Raw genomic sequence first — 21,534 nt, forward strand, 5'->3', positions numbered from 1 at the left:
GTATAAACGTGATACAGGGTGCGGTGGAGACCGCATTAGGCAAACGCTTATGTTTGACCTCAAGCTCAACGATGCGGTGATCATGCGCAAGGCGCATCCGTGCGGCAGCGATCGCTGGATCGTGGTGCGCGTCGGCGCAGATATCGGCCTGCGCTGCGCCGGATGCGGGCGCACCATACAGATTCCCCACAGTCAGTTCAATAAGCAGGTGAAGCGCGTCCTCCCCCACAACGAACGGAGTTCGTGATGCCCAAGCGCATCGTCTTCCTTATGTCGGACACGGGCGGCGGGCATCGCGCCGCTGCCGAGGCCATCCGCGACGCGATCCTCGAACGCCAAGGGCCAGACAGCATTCGCGCCGAGCTGGTCGACGTCTACAAGCGCATGAGCTTCCCGGCCAACAAGATGCCTGAGTTCTATCCATGGATCGTCAACAACAGCTCGTTCGCGTGGTCGGTCGCGTACAAGCTCGGCGATTCGCCCAAGCGCGCCCGCCTAGCGAGCCGCTTCACGTACCAATTCAACCGCGCGAACCTGCGCGCAATCGTGCGCGAGTATCCGGCCGATGCGGTGTGCTGCGTCCACAGCGTCGTGGGTCAGCCCGCATTCAGCGCCTACAACTCGTTCCCGACGCGCCCGCCGTGGGTGACAGTCGTCACCGATCTGGTGACCACGCCTTACTTCTGGTACGACCGGCGGGTCGACCTTTGCCTCGTCCCGACCGAGGAGGCGCGCCAGCGCGGCCTACAATGCGGGCTCAAACCGCAGAAGATCCGGGTAACCGGCCTGCCGGTTCATCCGAATTTCACCCGCCGGCTGACCGACAAGCCGACCGCACGCGCAGCGCTGGGGCTGCCAAATGGCCGGACGATCGTTATGTTGGTGGCCGGCGGCGACGGCATGGGCCCACTCCTTGAGACGGTGGTCGCCCTGCTCGACAAGCGTCTCCCAAACGTGCATTACGTCGTAGTGTGCGGGCGCAACAAGGCGCTCAAGGAGAAGATCGACGCCGCCGTGGAGCAGTGGGGTGCGACCAACGTGTCCACATACGGATTCGTCACCAACATGCCGCAGTTCATGGCCGCGTCAGACATCCTCGTGACCAAAGCCGGTCCGTCAACCATCACGGAAGCGGCGATCGCCGGTCTGCCGCTGATCCTGAGTGGCGCAATCCCGGGTCAGGAGGACGGCAACGTCCGGCTGGTGGTCGACAACGACGCCGGGGCGTTTGCGCCCGGTCCAGCCAAAGTGGCCGAGATGGTTGAAGCCTGGATTGCCGGAGGTTCCGCCGCACTCGCTAAGCGCGCCGAGAGCGTTCGGCGCATCGCACATCCGGACGCGGTATGGGAGATCGCCGACGAGGTCTGGGCCGCAGCCAACCGGCCCCGAGTGCCGTCGGTCGCCCGCGCACGACCGTGATATGTTACACTGCTCGCAGTAACCACAACTGGATCGCCCATGAATCTCGTCGAGCGCATCGCCAAGTGGGTCGGGGTTGACGTCTCGTCGGTTAACCGGCCCGAAGTCGTCGAATTCAAGACGGTGATGGAAGCCGCGCGTGCCGCAAAGCGAGCCGAGCGTTTTGACGAGGCTTTGGCCTTCTTCGAGAAGGCTGCGCACAGTGCAGAGCAGCTCCGCGATACGCAGGGCATGAGCGTGATCCGCCTCCACCGTGCCGACATCTACATACGTCTCGGCGATTTGGCCGAAGCGCAATCCCTGGTCAATCTCGTGGGCAACACGCTCGAACCCACGGTTGCGAGCGCGCCCCGGGCGTACGCGCGGGTCGCTCAAGGGGTAATCAACCTCGCCCGTGGCGATGACGAAGGTGCGCGGGCAGCCTTCGAGGAGGCACAGTCGATCGCGCAGAAGGCGCGCTCGCCGGGCGCCGAGGGCCGGGCTATGGGCTACCTCGGCAGCATGTACCTGAGCGAGGGAAATGCTAGCTATGCGGCCCATCTCCTGCGCGAAGCCCTGCCCCGGCTCAATGCCAGCGGCGACCTCGAGCTGAGCGCCTACTTCATCACCGACCTCGCCCGTGCGCTCATCACGTCGGGAGACATTCAGGAAGCCGATCAACTGCTGTCGCGCGGGCTGCGCCTTGCCGAGCAAATCGAGTCGCGCCGCGACCTGCGCAGGCTGCACATGCTGCTCGGCCAGCGGGCGCTCGACCTCGGGCGCTATGCCGACAGCTACAATCATTACGAAAAGGCGCTGCAATATATCGACGAAGGCGCGCCCGATCAAGCGCTTGCGCTTAGGAACGTGGCGACCGCCTGCCTGTATTTGGAGAAACTCGAGGATGCCCGCGTCTACGCCGAGCGCGCGTGCGCGGCAAATCCGGAGGATCTAGCGGCTCGCGGCACGCTTGGGATCATCCTGCAGGCGTCCGGGCAGTCCGCGGAAGCCGTCGCACACCTCGAGGCGGCGGCGGTCGAAGGCGCCTCCGAGGATATCTCCCGCGCACTTGCTTCTGCGTACGCGGACTCCGGTCAATTCGACCGGGCCGTACAAATGCTCGAGGACGCGGCCAAGCATGCCGACGACGCCGACCTTCCCGTGGAGCAGGCGCGTACACTGCGCGATCTCGGGCATCTCTATGTGCGTGCGGGCCACTTAGCCGACGCCATCAAGACTTGGGCGCAGGCGGTCGCGCTGTATGAGGACAACAGTCATCACGCGCAGGCTGCGCGCTTGTTGTGCGACATCGGAGGCGCGCGCGTCCAGCTCGGGCATACGTCGCGCGCCTACCGCGACTACGAGCAGGCGCTCATGCTGCTCAGCAGCGCCGACGACCCGGCAACCCGTGGAGTCGTCCTCAGCAACGCGGCGACCATGTATGTCGACCGTGGTGACCTCGAGACGGCCGAAGCGTTCTTCTCCGAGGCGATCAAGATCGCGCAGCAGACCGGCGATACACGCGCCGAGGCGACCCGCCGCGGCAATCTCGGCTGGTTTCTGCTGCAGACTGGCCGCTACGAACGTGCAAAGAACGCAATCAATTATGCACTTGAGCTGAGTGAACGACTCAAGATGGATCTGGCCGTCGCCGTTCAGACCAGCAATCTCGCGCAGGCCGCGGCTGCGATGGGTGACAACGAAGCCGCCGATCAGCTGCACCGCACAGGACTGGAGCGCGGAGCGGCGGTCGACTCACCGCGGTGGATGTCGGTGCTGCACGGCCAATACGCCGCCTTTCTGGTCGCCATGGACCGCGGCGACGAGGCGGTCGAGCACGCGCGAATCGCCAAGCAGCTAGCAGCGGACAGCGGCGACCTCGATGCGCAGCAGCGCGCGGCCATCGAGGTGGCGCGCGCTGAAGGACTAAGCGATCCGGTCGCGGCGCGCGCAAAACTGGCGCCTGCCGTCGCACACATGCGAACCAGTGCCCAAAAGCGCGTGCTGGCCGATGCTCTGGCCGTCTCGAGCGAACTGTCCGGCAGTGTGGGCGAAATGGCTCAGGCGCAGGCCGAATGGGACGAGGCGGTCAAGCTGTATCATTTGGTCGGGCACCCCGCCCGCGAACACAGCCCGCACTGGCTTGCAGATCAGTCGACGGGGTAGACTGACGGTATGACCGCTTCCCGCCAACGCTCCAGCCGCCGTATGCGCAGCGAACGCAACGCCGTGGTCGTCCGCCAAAGCGACTCCGGCCCATTGTCAGGCGTCCAACACGGCGTCCGCCTCAACGCAATCAACTGGCGCTACGTCAGCGGCTTGATGATCGTGACGCTCATCCTGTTGATGCTGGTCATGCTGCGATCCGACGTGTTTATCGTGCGTGGCATTTCGGTCAGTGGTACGACCTATCTCGACACCCGGGAAATCTTTCGCTACACCGGGATCGCCGAGCAGCACGTCTTGCAGGTCGACCCGGCACGGATCCAGGCAACGCTGCTCGAAATCCCGACCATCGCCGACGCCGTAGTCACGCTGACATGGCCGCCCGACATGATTCGCATCCGCATCACGGAGCGCGAACCGGTGCTGGTGTGGAATCAGAACGGCGTTGAGGCATGGGTCGATATCCATGGGCGGGTGCTCACCGCGCCGCCGGAAGACCGCCCCGACCTGCTGCGTGTCAATACGCGCGGCATCGAAGAACCGATCAGCATTAACGACAGCATCCCGCAGGATGTCGTCGACGGCGCGCGCCAGCTCAAGGACTTGGTGCCCACCGAGCGCAGGCTGCGCTACGACCCGTTCCTCGGGCTGGGCTTCCGCGATGACCGCGGCTGGGAAGCGTGGTTCGGCTCCGGCCTCGACATGCCGGTCAAGATTCTCGTCTACAACCAGCTTGTCGACACGCTGCTGGCTCGCGGCATCACGCCCAGTGTGGTGAACGTCGCCAATCCCGATCGGCCGTACTGCTCTGGATGCTAGCGCGCAGATGTATGCGATATAATGCGAATGACATCGACATGCCTTGCCCTGCCGGGCAGGCGCTATTTGCGATGTTCGTAACCAGCGACCGAACACGCCCGGCATACCGGGTTTATCAGCACTGATCGCGCATTTATGGACAATCTTGTCATCGGAATCGACGTCGGTACGCACAAAGTCTGTACTGTCGTCGCACAGGTCAGGCCGGATTCGGTGTTTGTGATCGGCGCGGGCGTCGAAGGTACGCGCGGCATGAAGGCCGGCCTCGTCACCGACCTTGAGGCGCTCACCAAGTCGATTTCTGGCTCGGTGTATAAGGCAGAACAGACCTCGGGCTACGTGATCAAGCGCGCGTTCGTCAGTATCAGCGGCGCACACGTCCACAGCGACAACAGCCGCGGCGCGGTCGGCATCAGCGGCCCGCGCGGGGTCACCCCTGACGACGTCGAGCGCGCCATGGAGAACGCACGCGCCATCGCAATACCGCACAGCCGCGAGATTCTACACGTCGTCCCGCGTCACTATGTGCTTGACGGGCAGTCGCGCGTGCGCCAACCGGTTGGCATGTTCGGCTTCAGGCTCGAAGTCGAGGCGAACATCGTCACAGCGGCGACACCGAGCGTCAACAACATCGAACAGGCCGTGGAAGGCGCCGGCGTTCTGGTCGACCGGTTCATCGTTAGCCCACTGGCATCGGGCGATGCAGTGCTCACCGACGAGGAACGCGAGGCAGGCGTGGTGCTGATCGACCTCGGCGCCGGAACGACCGACCTTGCCATCTTCATTGAGGGCGCGGTGTGGCACACGGCCGTCGTCGGTATCGCAGGGGACCTGATCTCGAGCGACATCAGCCATTGGCTTCAGGTCTCGACCGAGCTGGCCGAACTGGTCAAACTGCAGCGCGGCCACTGCGTGCCGAAACGTGTGAGCGAGCTTGAGACGTTCCTCGTCGAGCCGTTTGGCGAGGGATTGCCGATCGAGACGAAGCGGCGCGAATTAGCCGAGGTTATCGAGGCGCGCACCGAGGAAATCTTCGAGAAGTGCCGCGACGAGATCAAGCGCAGTGGCTATGACGGCCTGCTGCGCGCGGGCGCGGTGCTTACCGGAGGAACGTCGCAGCTACCCGGCATCGAGGAGCTGGCCAAGCAGATGCTCGGCATCCCGATTCGACTGGCGCGGCCCGAGCGCTTGACCGGCCTCGGCGACATGCTCAAAGCGCCAGCCTACTCGACAAGTATCGGCTTACTGCGGCTGGGCCTCCAGCTTGACGCCGTGCAGGCTGCCGCGACGTCGGCGCCTACGCCAGCACCCAATGGCAAGTGGGGCGAACGGGTGCGCGGGCTGCTCAAGCGCCTGCTGCCGGACGCGGAAGAATAGCCTCGCCCTCCGCATCCATGGGCTCGTCGAAGACACAAGCAAGAGTCTGGTTCTCGTCCCGGTAGCGGAGGATAGGCATGAATTCGGCACACTTCAGGAAACTGGCACGATATACCCGCTGGGCAGATACCGAGATCATGCGCTGCGCCAGCCACCTCACCGACGAACAGCTCGATCACGATTTCGGATATTCCGTCGGCCCGGTACGCGCCCAAATCTATCACCTCGCCGGCGTCGAATACTGGTGGTTCCACTTCCTGGCGACCGGCGAACTCGACTTCTTTGGCGAGGAAGCACCGCCTTCGATTCCGCGGCTTGGCGAGCTCGTGGCGCAAGCCCATGGGGCAATTACGGCGTTTACGGAGTCCCTGACCGACGCAGACCTGACGCGAGAGGTTAAGCCAGAGTTCTGGAAGCCCGACTCGAAGCCCTTCGCGGTGTGGGAAGCGATGATGCAGGTGTTCAACCACAGTACGGATCACCGCGCACAGGCGCTGTTCATGCTTCACCGCCTCGGCGCACCTACATTCATGCAGGACTACCTGTTCATGGACCATCCCGAGCTGACGGATTGATGCGTGCCACGCGCCAAATGGCTGTGAATGGGCTGTAGGTACCAAGTCCGACAGCCCACAGCTTATCTTGCAGAATGGACGCTATGCGTCTCGAATGTGGGATAAGTACTAGTACCTGTGTGCCTGTCTCAGTTACAAGTTTGTGATTGATCGCGCCGCAACGAGAAAAATTGAGGTTCGAATCACTTGCCGAAGTGGTGGATTCGATCTACTATAGGCAAATGATCTGCCACACAACGTATGGGTTTATGTGGGTAAACCAGCAACCCGGCGGTGCAATGGCAGTTGGCGCAGAACGTTTGCATCACCACCCACAAACCTGAATTACCCGAAGGGGGCGGGACATGATGGATTACTCCGATACGATGCGTGAGGGGTTCGCCCAAATTAAGGTTGTCGGCATCGGCGGCGGCGGTGGTAACGCTGTCAACCGAATGATTTTGGAAGGCCTTGCCGGCGTAGAGTTTATTACGATCAATACCGACAACCAGGCGTTGAATAACAGCAAGGCGAATACTCGCGTTCGGATTGGCGACAAGACCACCCGCGGACTGGGTGCAGGCGGCATGCCGGAAATTGGGCAGAAAGCCGCCGAAGAGAGCCAGGAAGAGCTTTACGAGGTCTTGCGCGGTGCCGACATGGTGTTCATTGCCGCTGGTATGGGCGGCGGCACCGGTACCGGCGCGGCCCCGGTCGTCGCCGGGATCGCCAAAGAGCTTGGAGCGCTGACCATCGGCGTCGTCACCCGCCCGTTCACCTTCGAGGGCAAGCGCCGCACCGACTTTGCCGAACAGGGCATTGAATCGCTCAAGGGCAAGGTCGACACGCTGATCGTCATCCCGAACGACCGTCTGCTCAGCATCGCCCACAAGAACGCGACGCTCCAGCAGGCGTTCAGCCTCGCCGACGACGTGCTGCGGCAGGGCATTCAGGGCATTTCCGAACTGATCACTGTCCCATCGCTGATCAACCTCGACTTCGCCGATGTCCGTACGATCATGAGCGAAGGCGGCGCAGCGTTGATGGCTGTCGGCCACGGCGCGGGCGACGATCGCGCCATGAATGCGGCGCGGCAAGCGATCCACAACGGCCTACTCGACGTCACGATCGACGGCGCACGCGGCATCCTGTTCAACATCACCGGCGGCCCGAGCCTTAGCCTGACCGAGGTCAACGAAGCCGCGGCAATCGTCCGCGAGAGCGCACACCCGGATGTCCACCTCATCTTCGGCGCCCGAATCGACGAGAACTTGGGCGACGAGGTGCGGATCACGGTTATCGCGACCGGCTTCGAGCAGGCGCGTTCGACCCGCCGTGCTGGAGACGCCGCTTCCACCAGCTTCCAGCCGTCGCGCCAGCAGCCCGCGGCCAACTACGCGCCACCGCAGCAGAATTATCAGGCCCCGCGGCCGCAGCAGTCGGTCCCGGTTCAGCCACAGGCCCCGCGCCAGCAGACTCCGGCCCCCTCCCCGGCGCCGCAGCCCCCGCAGCGTCCGCTTCAGCCGTTGGACAGCTCGCGCGATCCCGAAAGCACCGAGATTCCGGCGTTCTTGCGCCGCAAGCGCAACAACAACGACTAATCGACCGGCTTGTTCGAGACATCAAGCGGGGCGCATCGAACACGATTTGATGCGCCCCGCTTCAGTCACCGCACTGGAGGGTAACCCATGCGCGCCCGCGGCTTCTTCATCTTCGTAGTGCTGAATGTCCTGATCACGGCCGGGGTCGCGTTTGCGGTCGTGAGTATGTTGGGGCCAGCGCCGACCGAGACCAGCACATCACCGGAACGCTTTGCCACAGTGCTGCTCATCATTACGGCCACGCCGGACCCGAACACCACGCCCATCGTGCGGGTAATTACGGCTACCCCAGAGCCGGGAACCATCGCCGCAATTCCGACCGGGGTGCTCGACCCGCAGAACACCACGGTCGCCGCTGCGCCCGGATCAACCGAGTCTGCACAAACGGCCCCCACTAGCGTGCCGACGATCGATCCAGCCCTTGCCGGCGACCCGAACGCACAAGCCACGATCAGCGCGCTGCCGCCGGGATGCATACTGCACGTGCTGGCAGACGGCGAAAGCCCGGGCCGCCTCGCTGAAATCTACGACACGGACGTCTTCGCGATCCTCGAGGTGAACGGCTTGACCGAAGACGACGCGCGCTTCCTGCAGATCGGGCAGACGCTCGTCGTGCCGCTTGAGGGTTGTGCGCTGCTTGGCACGACGCCGATTCCCGGCGGCAACGACGATTCAACTGAGGCGACAGCAACACTCGCGCCCGGTGTCACGCCGGAACCGACGCTCACGCCGACCGTCACGCTGGCACCCACCGCCGAGAACGCGCAGGTCGAGGTCGATGAGGTCTTGGGCGCCGGCGACATCACCAGCGAGCATCTGGTCATCATCAACCGTGGCGCAACCGTCAACCTGACGGGCTGGACACTCAGCGACCTCGACGGCAACGTGTACACTTTCCCCGAGACGCGTCTGTTCAACGACGGCCTGCTCGAAGTTTGGACGCAGGTCGGCGAGAATACGCCGCTGCGCCGCTACTGGGGCCTCACGCGTCCTGTCTGGGGCGACCCCGGCGACGTGATCACGCTCGAGGACGCGACCGGCGCTGTACAGGCCACCCTGCGCATCAGCGGGGACTAGGCACGGCAAGCGCGGTATAATGGCGCGGTGATGAGCCGCGCCTTTTGATGAACAGGATTCCCGAATGTCGGATTGGAAAACAATCGTCGGCTTGGAAGTGCATGCCGAACTGCTGACCGCGAGCAAGATGTTCAGCCCGTGCCCGGTGGTGGACAGCGTAGAGGCCGCGCCAAACAGCGCCGTTGATCCGCTGTCGCTCGGACTGCCGGGAACGCTGCCGGTCGTCAACATGCAGGCGGTCGAGTACGCGATGATGGTCGGACTTGCGCTCAACTGCGAGATTCCGCCGGTCAATCAGTTCGCGCGCAAGAGCTACTTCTACCCTGACCTGCCGAAGGGCTTCCAGATCAGCCAGTACGACCGTCCGCTCGCCATCAATGGCTACGTTGACATCGCACTGGACGGCGAGACCAAACGTATCCGTGTCCGTCGCGCGCACCTCGAAGAGGACACCGGAAAGCTCACCCATGAGGGCGACGGGTCGAGCCTTGTGGACTACAACCGCGCCGGCGTGCCGCTGCTCGAAATCGTGTCCGAGCCGGACATCTTCAGCAGCGGCGAGGCCGAAGCCTATTCGCGCAAGCTTCGGGCGCTGCTGCAGTACCTCGGCGTCAACCACGGCGACATGTCGAAGGGCGTGCTGCGCTTCGAGGCCAACGTCAGCGTATTGCACAAGGACGACACCGAGTATCGCACCCGGCGCGAGATCAAGAACCTGAACAGCATCCGCAGCATGGTACGCGCCATCGATGCAGAAGCCGCGTGGCAGATTCGTCAGTACGAAACGGGCGGCACCGTCACCCCTGCGACGTTGGGCTGGGACGAGGCCGCTGGCAAGATCGTCGTACAGCGCTACAAGGAGCGTGCCGACGAATACCGTTACTTCCCCGAACCAGACATCCCCGTGATCGAGGCCAGCCGCGCGTGGGTCGAAGAAGTGCGTGCGCACTTGCCCGAACTGCCAGACGCCAAAGTCGCGCGCTACACCGTCGACCACGGCATCACCGAGTACGAGGCACGGCGACTGGTCGAAGACCGCGCTATTGCCGACTTCTTCGAGGCGATGATCGCCGCCAGCGCGCCGGCCAAGCAAGCTGTCAACTGGATGCTCGGCGGGCTGTTCCGCACGATGAACGAGTCGAACGTCGGCTACGACGAAATCGGCCACATCAAGATCACGCCGGTCATGCTGGCCGAACTGATTGCGCTCGTGCAGGCCGGTACGATCAACAACAACACCGCCAATACGCTGCTCTCGCATATGTGGGAGACCGGCCACGCGCCGTCCGCGCTGGTCAACGAGCTTGGCCTCGAACAGGTCAGTGATACAGGCGTGCTGCGCGACACGATCGAGTCGGTATTGAACGCCAACCCGGACATGGTTTCCGGGTATCTGGCAGGCAAGGACAAGCTGATCAAGGCGCTCATGGGTCAGTGCATGGCGGCGCTTAAAGGCAAGGGCAACCCGCAGGTCGTCACCGACCTTCTGGCCGAGGCGCTGGAAGCACGGCGAATATAGCCCGTACCCCCACACGTTGGGGCGCGACATCTCAGGGGCTTGCCGCGTATATAAGATGTCTGACTTTCACTCACGGAGAATTGAAATGGCCGGCAGCAAGATGATCGTGACGACGACTAACACCGTCGAGGGCTACGCCATCACCCGTTATCTCGGAATCGTCACCGGCGAGACGATCCTCGGCGCGAACGTATTCAAAGACTTCATGGCGGGCCTGAGCGACATCTTCGGCGGGCGCAGCAAGGCCTACGAGACCACGCTCAACGAGGCGCGCAATGCCGCCTTACAGGAGATGATGGATCGTGCTTCGGCGCTGGGCGCAAACGCCGTGCTGGGCGTTGACCTCGATTACGAAACGGTCGGTCAAGGCGGCTCGATGCTGATGGTGAATGCCAGCGGCACCGCGGTGGTGCTTGAGTAGCCTTGAAGCAGCGCGGCGCCTCTGATACACTGAGGTTAACTACAGCCGCGCCGTATGCGGCGTTAGAACAGACTTGTGTGAAGGGTTGCCCTCAACACACTGGAACCCGGCCTTGCGCGGCAGGACGCTTCGAACCGTGTCAGGACCGGAAGGTAGCAGCACTAAGTTGCTTACTGGGTGCCGCAGGTAAACCGGGTTTCAGTACGTTGCGGGCAACCCTCGCTGTTTTGAACAGGGGGACTTGATGCAGACCGGCCTCTACTTTGAAGACTACGAAGTGGGCGTGACGATGGTCACGCGTGGGCGCACGATCACCGAGACGGATATCGTCCAGTTCGGCGCGCTCACCGGCGACTTCAACCCGATGCACTTCGACGCCGAGTACATGAAGACCCACATGATGGGCCAACGCATCGCCCACGGCATGCTGTCGCTCAGCTACGCCGTCGGCCAAGCGTATCAGCTCGGCTTCATGGAAAAGACCATCCTCGCCTTCCGCAGCCTTGAGATGAAGTTCAGCCTGCCGGTGCTGATCGGCGACACCCTGCATGTGCAGCTCACGGTGAAAGAAAAGCAGGAAGCGCCACGGCTCGGCGGCGGAATGGTGACACTGGACGTCAAGATCGTCAACCAGAATGGCAAGTCCGTCCAGAGCGGTTCGTGGACGGTGCTGGTCGCCAGCAAACCTGCCGCGGAGTAGCCGATGCGCCGGCGTATTACGCTGATTACGGGCGCCAACGGCGAGGTCGGCCACGGCCTGATCCGGCAGCTGCGCGCCCAACCCAACCCGCCCGATATCGTCGTCCTCGACCTACGCAACCTCGACACCGAAATGCTGCCGCTGGTCGATCAGGCCATCGTCGGCGATATCCTCGACCAAGACCTGCTCGAAAACCTGTCGAGCGAATACGACATCGAGACGATCTACCACCTCGCCGCACTGCTCAGCACCCACAGCGAATTTCGCCCGGACTCGGCGCATCGCGTCAACGTGCGCGGTACGCTCAATCTGCTGCAGCTTGCGATGGAAGAAGCCGAATGGCGCGGCGCGCCCGTTCGGTTCATCTTTCCGTCATCGGTCGCCGTTTATGGGATGCCCGACCTTGCGACCAAGGCCAGCGTGCCGCCGGTTCGCGAAGACGAGTATCTCAACCCGACGACGATGTACGGGTGCAACAAGCTGTACTGCGAGCACCTCGGGCGCTACTACACCCACCACTACCGGCAGTTGGCCGCCAACGCCGCCATCAACCGTGTCGATTTCCGCAGCGTGCGCTTCCCCGGCCTGATCAGCGCGACGACGATGCCAGCCGGCGGCACGTCCGACTTCGCGCCGGAGATGCTGCACAGCGCCGCGGACGGCAAGCCATACGCATGCTTCGTGCGCCCCGATACGACCATGCCATTCATGGCGATGCCTGACGCTATACGCGCTCTGATCGAGTTGGCGCAAGTCCCGCCCGAAACCCTGACCCGTTCTGTCTACAACCTGACCGCGTTCAGTATGAGCGCCGAACAGGTCGCCGAACGCGTGCGCACGGCATTCCCGCATGCCGACATCACGTTTGCGGAGACGCCCGGCCGCCAGAACATCGTCGACAGCTGGCCGGCCGATCTGGACGACAGCGCCGCCCGGCGCGACTGGGGCTGGAAGCCGGAATTCGACGCCGACCGCGCGTTCAACGAATACCTCGTCCCGACCATCCGCGCGAAATATGCGCACAAGACGGTTTAGCGGACGATGACGTTAATCGGGCTTGTGTTGATTGCCGGCGCGGTCGGGTTGCTTGCGTACACGTATCGTCAGTTGGCAGAGCGCCGCGCTCCGCTCAAGGAAGAGTTGGCTCGGATCGAGGCGGACTGGCGGCGCGACTCGGTGCAATTCGGCGTCAGCGTGATGATCGTGGCGTTTGGAGTCACGCTGGTGGCGCTGATCGCGGTGCTCGATACGCGCTTCGCAGCGTTGCAGTGGCCGGCGGCGGCAAGCGCCCTGCTGGCGATCCTCGGCTTCAGTCAGTGGCTTCAGCTTGCACGCCGGCGCATAGTGATCCCCGACGCACACGCGGCAGCGACAGCCGTCAAAGAGCGTGGATTCACGTTCTACATCTACCTGACATACTCAGCATTCATCGCAATGGGGATCGGGCTTGCCAACGGCGGTTTCTCAACCGTGTTTGCGTTGGGGCTGGTGGTCGCCGGCGTTGGAGCGATCGCGCACTACGCGCTCACACGCGGCGCGCCGCTGTACATCCCACCTGCCCTACTCGCGATTGCCGGAGTCGCACTGGTGCTAGGCCGTTAGGCGACTGGCACGTGGTTGTGCTCGACGATTCGCCCATCCACCAACGTCAGAATGCGATCCATGCCAGCGGCGATGTCGGGGTCATGCGTGACAAGCAGCACGGTCGTCCCACTTTCTTCACGGATTTGACGCAGCGTGTCCAGCACCAGCTTGCCCGACTCGGTGTCGAGGTTGCCGGTCGGCTCGTCGGCGAGGATCAGCGGCGGGTTGTTCGCCAATGCGCGGGCAATCGCGACGCGCTGCTGCTGACCGCCGGACAGCTCCGAAGGGCGATGATGCATGCGATCGCCCAGACCCAATAGCTTGAGCAGTTCGCGGGCGCGCTTGGCGGGGTTGAACTGCCGCTTGCGCGCAAACTGGATCGGCAGCATCACGTTTTCGAGCGCCGTCAACGTGGGAATCAGGTTGAAGAACTGGAAGATGAAGCCGATGTTCTCGTTGCGGACTTCCGTCATCCGCCCTTCGCCCAAGCGAGTCGTGTCGATTCCGGCGATTTCGACACGGCCCGCGGTCGGCGAGTCCAGCCCGCCGAGAATGCCCAGCAGCGTCGATTTGCCGCTGCCAGACGGACCAACAAGCCCGACCATCTCGCCTTTGTAGACGGTCATGTCGACCCCGCGCAGGGCATCGATCATCACCTTACCCAGCGGAAGCTGCTTTGTGACGGCTTCGACTCGAATTACGGCTTCCTGTGACATGCCACTCCTTCAACGGGCGCGACCCATACACAGCGCACGGCTCACGGTTCTGCTGTTCAACCCGAATTCCGGCCCCGGACCGGGTTAGCTCTCGCTGATCGGCTCGGTCGCGTAGACCGGCGTGCACCACTCGCGATACTTCTCGACCCGCGCCATCACGACGTTCCCGAACAGATCGCGCAGTTCGCGCGTGATCTCACCCATCCGGCCCGTGCCGATGGCGCGATGTTCGACGCGCGTTACCGCGGCGATCTGCACGCCCGTGCCGCACAAGAACACTTCGTCGGCCAGATAGATCTCCGTGCGGTCGATATCTCGTTCTACGACGTCCACGCCCATTTCGTCGCGCAGAAGCTGCATCAGCGAGCGCCGGGTGATGCCTTCGAGCACGTTGCTCTGCACCGGCGGCGTGAACACGGTGCCGTTGCGCACCATGAAGATGTTGGCCGCGCTGGCCTCGCTGACGTGCCCGTCCTGATTGAGCACCAACGCCTCATCATACCCCGAAAGCACCGCATCCGACTTGATCAGCGCCGAATTGGCGTAGCTACCGCTGACCTTGCCACGGGCGGGGATGGCGTTATCGTCGACGCGCCGCCACGCCGAAAAGTGCACATGCGCGCCGTCTTCCTTCTCGATGTACTTGCCGAAAGGCAGCGTCCACATCGTGACGGCGTCGGGCACGTCGTGCAAGCGCACGCCGATCCCGTCCAAATCCTTGTACACCAGCGGGCGGACGTAGACGTTCTCACGGTAGTTCTCGGCGCGCAGCAGGTCGATCAGAATCTGCTCAAGGCCTTCCGGCGTGTTGGGGACGGCCATGCGCAGCAGCGACGCCGACTGAATCAGACGCCGGAAATGGTCGAGCGGGCGGAAGATGTAGAGCTGCTCGTCGTCGGCGTTCCAGTACGCGCGCAGGCCGCCAAAGACCGCCGTGCCATAATTGAACGCGTGATTCTTGACGCTGATCGTCGCCTGATCCGCCGGGACGATACGCCCCTTGAAATACGCAAACTGCGACATGTCCCCGACCTCCACCCATGACCGACGCCACCTGCGCCTCATTGTAGGGCGCGGGCGTCGGGCGGGTCAACGTCCAGATTACGCCGCGCAAGCCGACCAATTCACAGCGCATCCGGCCGCGAATTGGGGGCTGACCGAGGGTGCCGCCGTGGTATCCTTTGGGTATTCTGTCGAGGGATACGCATGAGCGAGCGCTGGCTGATCGCAGGGCTGGGCAACCCCGGTCCGCAGTACGAGAACACCCGCCACAACATGGGGTACAAGGTCGTCGAGACGTTGGCGAAGCGCCACGGTCTGACGTTTTCGCGTACCGAGAAGCGCGCCAGCGTGGCCGACGGGCTGATCGCTGGGCGGCGCGTGCTGCTCGCCAAGCCGCTGACGTACATGAACGAGAGCGGCGTGGCCGTGCGCGGCCTGATCGACTTCTACAAGATCGACGTCGACAAGCTGATCGTCGCGGCCGACGACCTCGACCTGCCGCTGGGGACGCTGCGCCTGCGCAACGGCGGCGGCGACGGCGGGCAGCGCGGGGTGCGCAGCATCATCCAGCACCTCGGCACGCGCGAGTTCGCCCGGGCACGCTGCGGGATCGGCCGCCCGCCCGGCCAGATGGATCCGGCGGCGTATGTGCTGCGGCCGTTCATGGGCGACGACGCCATCAGTGCGCAGATTATGATCGAGCGCGCGGCCGACGCGGTCGAGACGTGGCTGACTGACGGCCTCGAACTGGCGATGACCCGCCACAACGGCGTCGTGGCGTAGACGACTCGCTTCGCGGATTTCTGCGCGAGACTATAATGCAGTTTGTGCATGTGGCGGCCGACAACGTGCCCGAAAAGGCCACCGAGTATCCAACAGGTATCCAAGCAGTGATTGAGAACATCTTTCTTGGCCTCTTGTCCCAAGCGATTCACCTGTGGCTGGGCTGGGAATTGGTCGAACTGAGTGCTCACTTGTCGCCACGGAAGCCGAAGACAGTCGATGATCTGCTTGCAAGGTTAAGGGATCGACCGCGATGGTGGTATCGCCAGCTTGGAACGAAGTACCGCGAGTCCTACAATGTCTGGACCGGGCTCATCTCAGCCGCAATTCTCGTGGCCCTCGGTCTTGTGGGTCCGCTGTGGCAGCTGCGTCGATTTGACGATGTGGATACGGCCACACAGATTGTCACGGTGTTTCTACTACTGGTCGAGTTGGTCTCCTTCCTGTGGCACATCACGGCCTGGTATACGCCTAGACCGCGCAAGGCTTGATGGGCTAACGAGGAAATCGTCTGACACGCCCTTTAGTACCACCGGCGAGCTGACCGGCGGCGGTGGTCATGGATTCTCCCTCTCCCTGAGGGAGAGGGGCTGGGGGTGAGGGCCTGTGCACGCAGACTCGTTATCACTCGCCTGACGCATTCACATTCAGCCCTTGTTTCGCTGAACGCCCCAGTAGTACGACCGGCTTCGTCGACTCCAGCGAGACGTTGACCTGGACTTCGATCAGGAGTTCGTCCCTGACGAAATGGCATGTCAGCGTATGGTTGAACGGCGTCTCAATCAACTGGACGACCATCGTATACACGTCGTCGGCTGTCCATGCGCCGCTGGACGCGATCGCCGTGCGGTCGAACAGGAGGGGGTGGCGGAACAAGGCCGTCGGCTGGCCTTGCTGCCACCGGCCGTAGCCAAAGGGGATCGTCTCCTCACCCGTCGCTGTCTTGATGCTGAACACACATCCATCGCCGGTAAAGCTCAGGGTCAGGGTCTCGATCGCGAGCGCGTTGTCGCCGACAGCATAGGTTCGCCCGGACACCTGTGTCATCACGGGCGACGCCGCCTGTCCCTGTACCGGCGGTAGAGTCACGGTTGCCAGCTTCTGCGACAGTTCAGCTTGGGCGGCACCATCGTCAGGCAGTGGGTCCGGACGCATCGCCGGAAGCAGGATGTCCCAAACGAAGTCGAGTGGCTGCTGCATCTCAAGTAAATCGATCCCGGCAGTCATGGCAAGGACGGCGTCCTGCTCCGGCATGACAATACAGTACTGACCAAAGGCTCCATCGCCTCGATACGCATTGTGCCGGCAGCGCCAGAATTGATAGCCGTAACCCTGCGCCCAGTCGCTGTTCGCGTCATCGCCGTTTGAGACTTGATAAGACGTCGCTGCGTCCACCCACGCTTCAGGCACGATCTGCGCGCCCTGCCACAGTCCGTTTTGCAGGTATAACTGGCCGAATTTGGCAATATCTTCTGTTGTGACGCTCAGCCCGGTACCGCCGTGCGCAATCCCCCGTGGCGATTCTCGCCAAGTTGCGTTCTCGATACCCAGCGGCGCAAACAGCCGCGGCTGCAGAAACTCCGTGAGTTTCATTCCGGTTGCCTTCTGCACGATCGCAGAGAGCATATAGGTTGCCCCGGTGTTGTACACAAAGTGAGTCCCCGGCGTGCGCGTTACCGGGACCTCCAGAAACCCCGCCACCCAGTCACCATCGGGCCGCCGGACCATCGTCGGCCACGTGTCGACAGCGTGCCCCGTGGACATCGTCAGCAGATGACGCACCGTCATCGCCGCCAGCGGATCCCCCGGATCACTGGACGTTTCCGCTGGGAAATAGGACAGCACCCGATCGTCGATGGACAGGTATCCCTCGGCTGCGGCGAGGCCCACGGCCGTAGACGTAAAGCTCTTGCTGACTGAAAAAAGCATGTGCGGGTAGTCACGCGCATAGGGCGACCACCAGCCTTCTGCGATCACCTTGCCGTGTCGCAGCAGCATGACGCTGTGGACATTGCCCTGATTCTCCAGCGCTTCGACGAATTGACGCACGACCGGCGAAGCAATCCCCTGACTTTCGGGGGTGGCGCGTGGCAAACTGAACTCTGCTGAGGAACCGGTCATGGATGAGGTCTGTTCGTTGGGAGGCGGCACAACGGAGATTGTATCATGAGCGTACCGGCATCTCCGATCAATGGTACGGCCGGATCGGAAGTAGAAGCCAGCAGCCGGGGGTTCGACTTCAGGCATCTCGTGGCACATGAAGCGGATACTTCATCCGCGTTCACTCTTCCCTCTCGCCCTTTGAGGGCGGGCTGGGGGTGAGGGGGCTCCCCTACAAGCTCACGAAGCGTTTCGCCAGACGAAGCTGAATCGGGAACACGCGGATCCAGTCGGCGATCGTCGCGTACTTGTTGCCACGCTCTTTCATATAGCGCCGCATCACGTTGACCGTGCCAGGCAGGATGTTCATGCCGCGCATGCGCTGCTCGATCAGCACGAACGCGCGATACTCGCGGTCGCTCACGTAGTCTTCCAGATACAACGCCGTCAGCGCATACGCGAACAATTCGCGGAACTGGCCTTTCCACGTCGGGAACGCCGCGCGGAACTGCTCGTTGACCGGCAGCGCCTGATCCGCCGCCTCTTCAATCGCGCCCGGATTTGCTTCCAGCTCGCGGTCGAGCAGCAGCTTGCCGTACCCGCCCAGCGCGTTGAACAGGCTGTACGACAGCATCGCGGGATCGTCATACGCCCACGGGGGATTGTCGCCCCAGGCCAGCGGCGGCGGCGCGATGCAAATCAGCTCGCCGTCGAACAGCACGGTGACGTCGCGATCGCTTGGATACAGCAGGGTCGGCACGAACACGAACCGGGTCGGCACGTTGTCGAAGAACTGACTCAGCAGCGGCCGGAACTGTACAGAAGCGAAGACGTTGCGCGACTCCTGTTCGGCCTTTTCCCACGCGGCGCGTTCCTTCTCGAACCACAGGCTGAGCTTGGTGCGCTTGTTGAAGTCGCGGATATTCGTGGCCAGATTACTCGGCACCCAACCCGGCAGAGGACGGACCAGCTCAAACGTTGTCGGGTGCAGGTGCATCGACAACGCAAACAACGTTTCGAGGGTGATACCGTCGTCCAGAAGCTGCTGCACTTGAACGACGGTCGGATCGCCGCTCATGTCCCCCAGCGTGCGCCGGGTATTGCGCGCGAACACGTGCACGCCGTGCGGGCGCACGTGCTGAACAGACTCCGGGTATTGGGTCATCGCAAGCAGCGCGCCCATCAGGCGCACGCGCGTATCAATTCGGACTTCGACGTCGGCATCGACGCGGGTTTCGCTCATGCCGCCTCCACTTATTGCGTTCGGATAGCTCCGCTGTACGCGTATTGTACTGTAGAGTGCGGCTTACTGCATAAACGCTGTCAGCCGCCGAACAGCCCCAACTGCGGGACATCCGGCACGGGGACGCCGTAAATCCAGCGGTCAAGCAAGTCCGGCACGCTCGGATCGCCGCTGATCTCCGACGCCAGATCGACAAAGTCCTGCGTCGTCACGTTGCCATACGCGAAGCGGGCCGCGTACTCGCGCAGCAGGTCGAAGAACGCCTCGTCGCCGATCTGAAGCCGGAGCGCATGCAGCACCCACGCCCCTCGCAGGTACACGCTGCGGTTGAACAGCGCCTCGGGCGGCGGATTCCCCGGCGCGGCGGTCCCGCGCGCCACGTTCAGCGGGTTTCGGATCTGCGCGTAGAACGACACCATCAGCCGGTCGGCGGCGGGCCGTCCGGCGGTGGACTCGACCCACAGCGCCTGCGCGTAGGTGGCAAACCCCTCGTTGAGCCACAGATCGCGCCATGTCGCGGGTGTCAGGCTGTTGCCGAACCACTGATGCGCCAGTTCGTGCGCGATCACGCTCTCCGACGGCACACCCGAACCGGTCGCCGTGCCGCTAATGACGTTGCGCCCGAACAGCGAGATCGTCTGCGTCTCCAACGCGAACCCGAGCGGAATATCGGCCACCACAGCGCCGTAGACGTCGAACGGGTACGGCCCGAACAGCGGCTCGAACGCGGCGATCATCTCGCCCTGCCGCGCGAACGTCTCGGTGGCCTGCTCGGCGATCGCCAGCGGGAAGTAGTTGCGGATCACCAGGCCGCTGTCGGTTACCTCGCGCTGTTCGGTGAAGGTGTTGATGTTGACGGTCGCCAGGTACGTCGCCATCGGCTGACGCATCGCCCAGTGGTACAGAATGCGTGCGCCGTCTTTGATGGTCGCCTCGAGCGTCCCGTTGGCCACCACCACATACGGTGCCGGCACGTCGATCATGAACTCGAACGTCGCCTTGTCCAGCGGGTGATCGTTGCACGGGAACCACACCGCCGATCCGTCCGGTTCGCTGGCGACCAGGATGCCGCTGCCGTAGTTGAACCACCCATTGTTGAACTGAAGGCTGTCGCCGTCGCTGTCAGTGCCGGGCACGCCGTGATAGGCGACTTCGACCAAAAACGTCTCGGCATCGGGAATCGCCTGCTGCGGCGTGATCGTCATTTCGCGTCCATCACGCGCGAACTCGGCCTCGCCGCCGTTCACACGCACCGAATCTACGGTCATCCCGAGGAAATCGAGGTTGAACGATGACAGCGACTGAGTCGCCAGTGCGGTGATGGTAGTCGTCGCGCTGGTGATGGCCGCCAGATCGTCGCTGACGGAAACCTCAATCGTGTAGGCTTCGACGTCATAACCGCCGTTGCCGAGCTCCGGATAGAAGTCGTCCCCGATTCCCGGCGCGCCGGGGGACTGCGCGAATACGACGGTGGCGACGACCGCGACCAGCAGCACGACAATGACTTTCCGCATGAAACCGCACTTTCTCCGTCCAATGCGCCTACCGGATGATGAGCGGGGCGCAGAGTTCGTGTAGAATACGCTCGTCACCAGTTCATCATACCGGACGATCAGATGACCGGACAGTACATCCAACGGGTTCCTAACCGCCGCCGGGGCTGTGTCTTCACTGCGCTGATCGTCGTCGTCGTGATCGCGGTGCTGGTCGTCGTCCTGCTGCCGGTCCTGCCGGGGATTGCGCTGCGCATCGCCGGATTCCGCGAGCTCGGTGAGTCCGCCGTACTCGTGAGCGATGCGGGCAGCCTGTTCGGGACGCCCTCAAACTCGCTGGTCGCCGCGCCGATGGGGTCCACGCCGGAGGACGATCCCGAAAGCACCGCCAGTGACGCGCCTGAAGCCGATCCGCCGCCGGTCGAGCAAGTCGCAGCCCTTGAGGTCGCAGCGGCACCGCCGCAGACATTGAGCGTCGACATCCCCAACGTCGGGATCATCCCGCTGGAGGGCGCGCGCCAGACGCTCGTCAACGGCATCGAGTCGACGGTCGTCACGCTGGGCGAAGCGCAGCTCAACGCGCTGTGCCGCGCTCGGGTAGCCCTGTGCGGCGACACCCCTACTCCGCCGGTCTACGGCGCAACGGTCGACCTGAAGGCTGGCGGTGCGATGATCTACGGCATCATCAACTTTCCGCAGTTCGGCATCTACCAGTCTGTCGGCGTGGCAGTCCGCATCGACGGCGCAAATGCCGACGTGCTGGCGATCGACTACAACGGCAGGCTGTACGCTGTGCCTGAAGGCGGCATTGGCGACGCCATAGCCAATATCGAGCAGCGCGCCCGCGATGCCCTGACGCAGGTCGTCGGCGCAGTGGGCGGCGAATCGGTGCGTTTCGTCGGCGCCACCCTGACCGACGACGAGGTCACGCTGGTCTTCCGCTAGGGCCCCATAACCCGGCGTTCACGACTGGCGCGCGTT

At 63.3% G+C, this 21,534-nt stretch carries 21 protein-coding genes and 1 other RNA gene; 17 read left to right on the plus strand and 5 right to left on the minus strand.

Annotated features, from left to right (window positions below; genetic code table 11):
- Positions 1–49 precede the first annotated feature (49 nt).
- The 14 genes from IPM16_09250 to IPM16_09315 all read left to right on the plus strand — a co-directional run bounded on the left by IPM16_09250 (position 50) and on the right by IPM16_09315 (position 13,234).
- Positions 50–247 (plus strand): DUF951 domain-containing protein, encoded by a 198-nt coding sequence (locus IPM16_09250; GenBank protein ID MBK9123292.1) that lies wholly within the window; start codon positions 50–52, stop codon positions 245–247.
- A complete protein-coding gene (locus IPM16_09255; GenBank protein MBK9123293.1) occupies positions 247–1,419 on the plus strand; it encodes a glycosyltransferase in 1,173 nt (390 codons plus the stop codon). Before IPM16_09250 ends, IPM16_09255 begins: the two co-directional genes overlap by 1 nt.
- 39 nt (positions 1,420–1,458) lie before the next feature.
- Positions 1,459–3,564 carry a tetratricopeptide repeat protein gene (locus IPM16_09260; GenBank protein MBK9123294.1) on the plus strand — a complete coding sequence of 702 codons (2,106 nt, stop codon included), beginning with the start codon at positions 1,459–1,461 and terminating at the stop codon, positions 3,562–3,564.
- Positions 3,565–3,573: 9 nt separating this feature from the next.
- Positions 3,574–4,383 (plus strand): FtsQ-type POTRA domain-containing protein, encoded by an 810-nt coding sequence (locus IPM16_09265; protein ID MBK9123295.1) that lies wholly within the window; start codon positions 3,574–3,576, stop codon positions 4,381–4,383.
- Between the two features lie 135 nt (positions 4,384–4,518).
- Positions 4,519–5,760, plus strand: a complete 1,242-nt coding sequence (ftsA, locus tag IPM16_09270) for a cell division protein FtsA (GenBank protein MBK9123296.1) — start codon at positions 4,519–4,521, stop codon at positions 5,758–5,760.
- Between the two features lie 77 nt (positions 5,761–5,837).
- Positions 5,838–6,335 carry a DinB family protein gene (locus IPM16_09275; protein ID MBK9123297.1) on the plus strand — a complete coding sequence of 166 codons (498 nt, stop codon included), beginning with the start codon at positions 5,838–5,840 and terminating at the stop codon, positions 6,333–6,335.
- A 344-nt stretch (positions 6,336–6,679) separates the two neighbouring features.
- Positions 6,680–7,915 (plus strand): cell division protein FtsZ, encoded by a 1,236-nt coding sequence (ftsZ, locus tag IPM16_09280; protein MBK9123298.1) that lies wholly within the window; start codon positions 6,680–6,682, stop codon positions 7,913–7,915.
- A gap of 87 nt (positions 7,916–8,002) precedes the next feature.
- A complete protein-coding gene (locus tag IPM16_09285; GenBank protein ID MBK9123299.1) occupies positions 8,003–8,992 on the plus strand; it encodes a lamin tail domain-containing protein in 990 nt (329 codons plus the stop codon).
- A 64-nt stretch (positions 8,993–9,056) separates the two neighbouring features.
- A complete protein-coding gene (gatB, locus tag IPM16_09290; GenBank protein ID MBK9123300.1) occupies positions 9,057–10,511 on the plus strand; it encodes an Asp-tRNA(Asn)/Glu-tRNA(Gln) amidotransferase subunit GatB in 1,455 nt (484 codons plus the stop codon).
- A gap of 100 nt (positions 10,512–10,611) precedes the next feature.
- Complete coding sequence (locus tag IPM16_09295; GenBank protein MBK9123301.1) at positions 10,612–10,932, plus strand: heavy metal-binding domain-containing protein; 321 nt, start codon at positions 10,612–10,614, stop codon at positions 10,930–10,932.
- Between the two features lie 103 nt (positions 10,933–11,035).
- Positions 11,036–11,133, plus strand: an RNA gene (ffs, locus tag IPM16_09300) — signal recognition particle sRNA small type.
- A 43-nt stretch (positions 11,134–11,176) separates the two neighbouring features.
- Positions 11,177–11,632, plus strand: a complete 456-nt coding sequence (locus tag IPM16_09305) for a MaoC family dehydratase N-terminal domain-containing protein (protein MBK9123302.1) — start codon at positions 11,177–11,179, stop codon at positions 11,630–11,632.
- Positions 11,633–11,635: 3 nt separating this feature from the next.
- Positions 11,636–12,667, plus strand: coding sequence for an NAD-dependent epimerase/dehydratase family protein (locus IPM16_09310; protein MBK9123303.1), 1,032 nt, complete (start codon positions 11,636–11,638; stop codon positions 12,665–12,667).
- Between the two features lie 6 nt (positions 12,668–12,673).
- Positions 12,674–13,234 (plus strand): hypothetical protein, encoded by a 561-nt coding sequence (locus IPM16_09315; GenBank protein MBK9123304.1) that lies wholly within the window; start codon positions 12,674–12,676, stop codon positions 13,232–13,234.
- On the opposite strand, the gene IPM16_09320 is transcribed toward IPM16_09315, so the two are convergent.
- The gene (locus IPM16_09320; protein ID MBK9123305.1) at positions 13,231–13,932 is read right to left on the minus strand and encodes an ABC transporter ATP-binding protein; all 702 of its coding nucleotides are present in this window, start codon (positions 13,930–13,932) and stop codon (positions 13,231–13,233) included. The genes IPM16_09315 and IPM16_09320 overlap by 4 nt on opposite strands.
- Before the next feature lie 84 nt (positions 13,933–14,016).
- Positions 14,017–14,955, minus strand: a complete 939-nt coding sequence (locus tag IPM16_09325; GenBank protein MBK9123306.1) for a branched-chain amino acid transaminase — start codon at positions 14,953–14,955, stop codon at positions 14,017–14,019.
- 183 nt (positions 14,956–15,138) lie between these two features.
- Between IPM16_09325 and IPM16_09330 the strand changes: the two genes are divergently transcribed.
- Together IPM16_09330 and IPM16_09335 are read left to right on the plus strand one after the other, a co-directional pair.
- Positions 15,139–15,717, plus strand: a complete 579-nt coding sequence (locus IPM16_09330) for an aminoacyl-tRNA hydrolase (protein MBK9123307.1) — start codon at positions 15,139–15,141, stop codon at positions 15,715–15,717.
- A gap of 35 nt (positions 15,718–15,752) precedes the next feature.
- Positions 15,753–16,208: a hypothetical protein gene (locus tag IPM16_09335; protein ID MBK9123308.1), complete on the plus strand. Its 456-nt coding sequence runs from the start codon at positions 15,753–15,755 to the stop codon at positions 16,206–16,208.
- A 133-nt stretch (positions 16,209–16,341) separates the two neighbouring features.
- Here the strand turns inward: IPM16_09335 and IPM16_09340 are convergent, their stop codons facing one another.
- The 3 genes from IPM16_09340 to IPM16_09350 all read right to left on the minus strand — a co-directional run bounded on the left by IPM16_09340 (position 16,342) and on the right by IPM16_09350 (position 20,574).
- The gene (locus IPM16_09340; protein ID MBK9123309.1) at positions 16,342–17,838 is read right to left on the minus strand and encodes a beta-lactamase family protein; all 1,497 of its coding nucleotides are present in this window, start codon (positions 17,836–17,838) and stop codon (positions 16,342–16,344) included.
- A 211-nt stretch (positions 17,839–18,049) separates the two neighbouring features.
- On the minus strand, positions 18,050–19,060 hold the full coding sequence (locus IPM16_09345) for a hypothetical protein (protein MBK9123310.1): 1,011 nt from the start codon (positions 19,058–19,060) through the stop codon (positions 18,050–18,052).
- Between the two features lie 80 nt (positions 19,061–19,140).
- A complete protein-coding gene (locus tag IPM16_09350) occupies positions 19,141–20,574 on the minus strand; it encodes a M1 family metallopeptidase (protein MBK9123311.1) in 1,434 nt (477 codons plus the stop codon).
- A 102-nt stretch (positions 20,575–20,676) separates the two neighbouring features.
- Between IPM16_09350 and IPM16_09355 the strand changes: the two genes are divergently transcribed.
- Positions 20,677–21,498: a hypothetical protein gene (locus tag IPM16_09355; protein ID MBK9123312.1), complete on the plus strand. Its 822-nt coding sequence runs from the start codon at positions 20,677–20,679 to the stop codon at positions 21,496–21,498.
- Positions 21,499–21,534: the final 36 nt, after the last annotated feature.

The sequence above is a fragment of the Candidatus Flexicrinis affinis genome (assembly GCA_016716525.1).
In the GTDB taxonomy this organism is placed as follows: Bacteria; Chloroflexota; Anaerolineae; order Aggregatilineales; family Phototrophicaceae; genus Flexicrinis; species Flexicrinis affinis.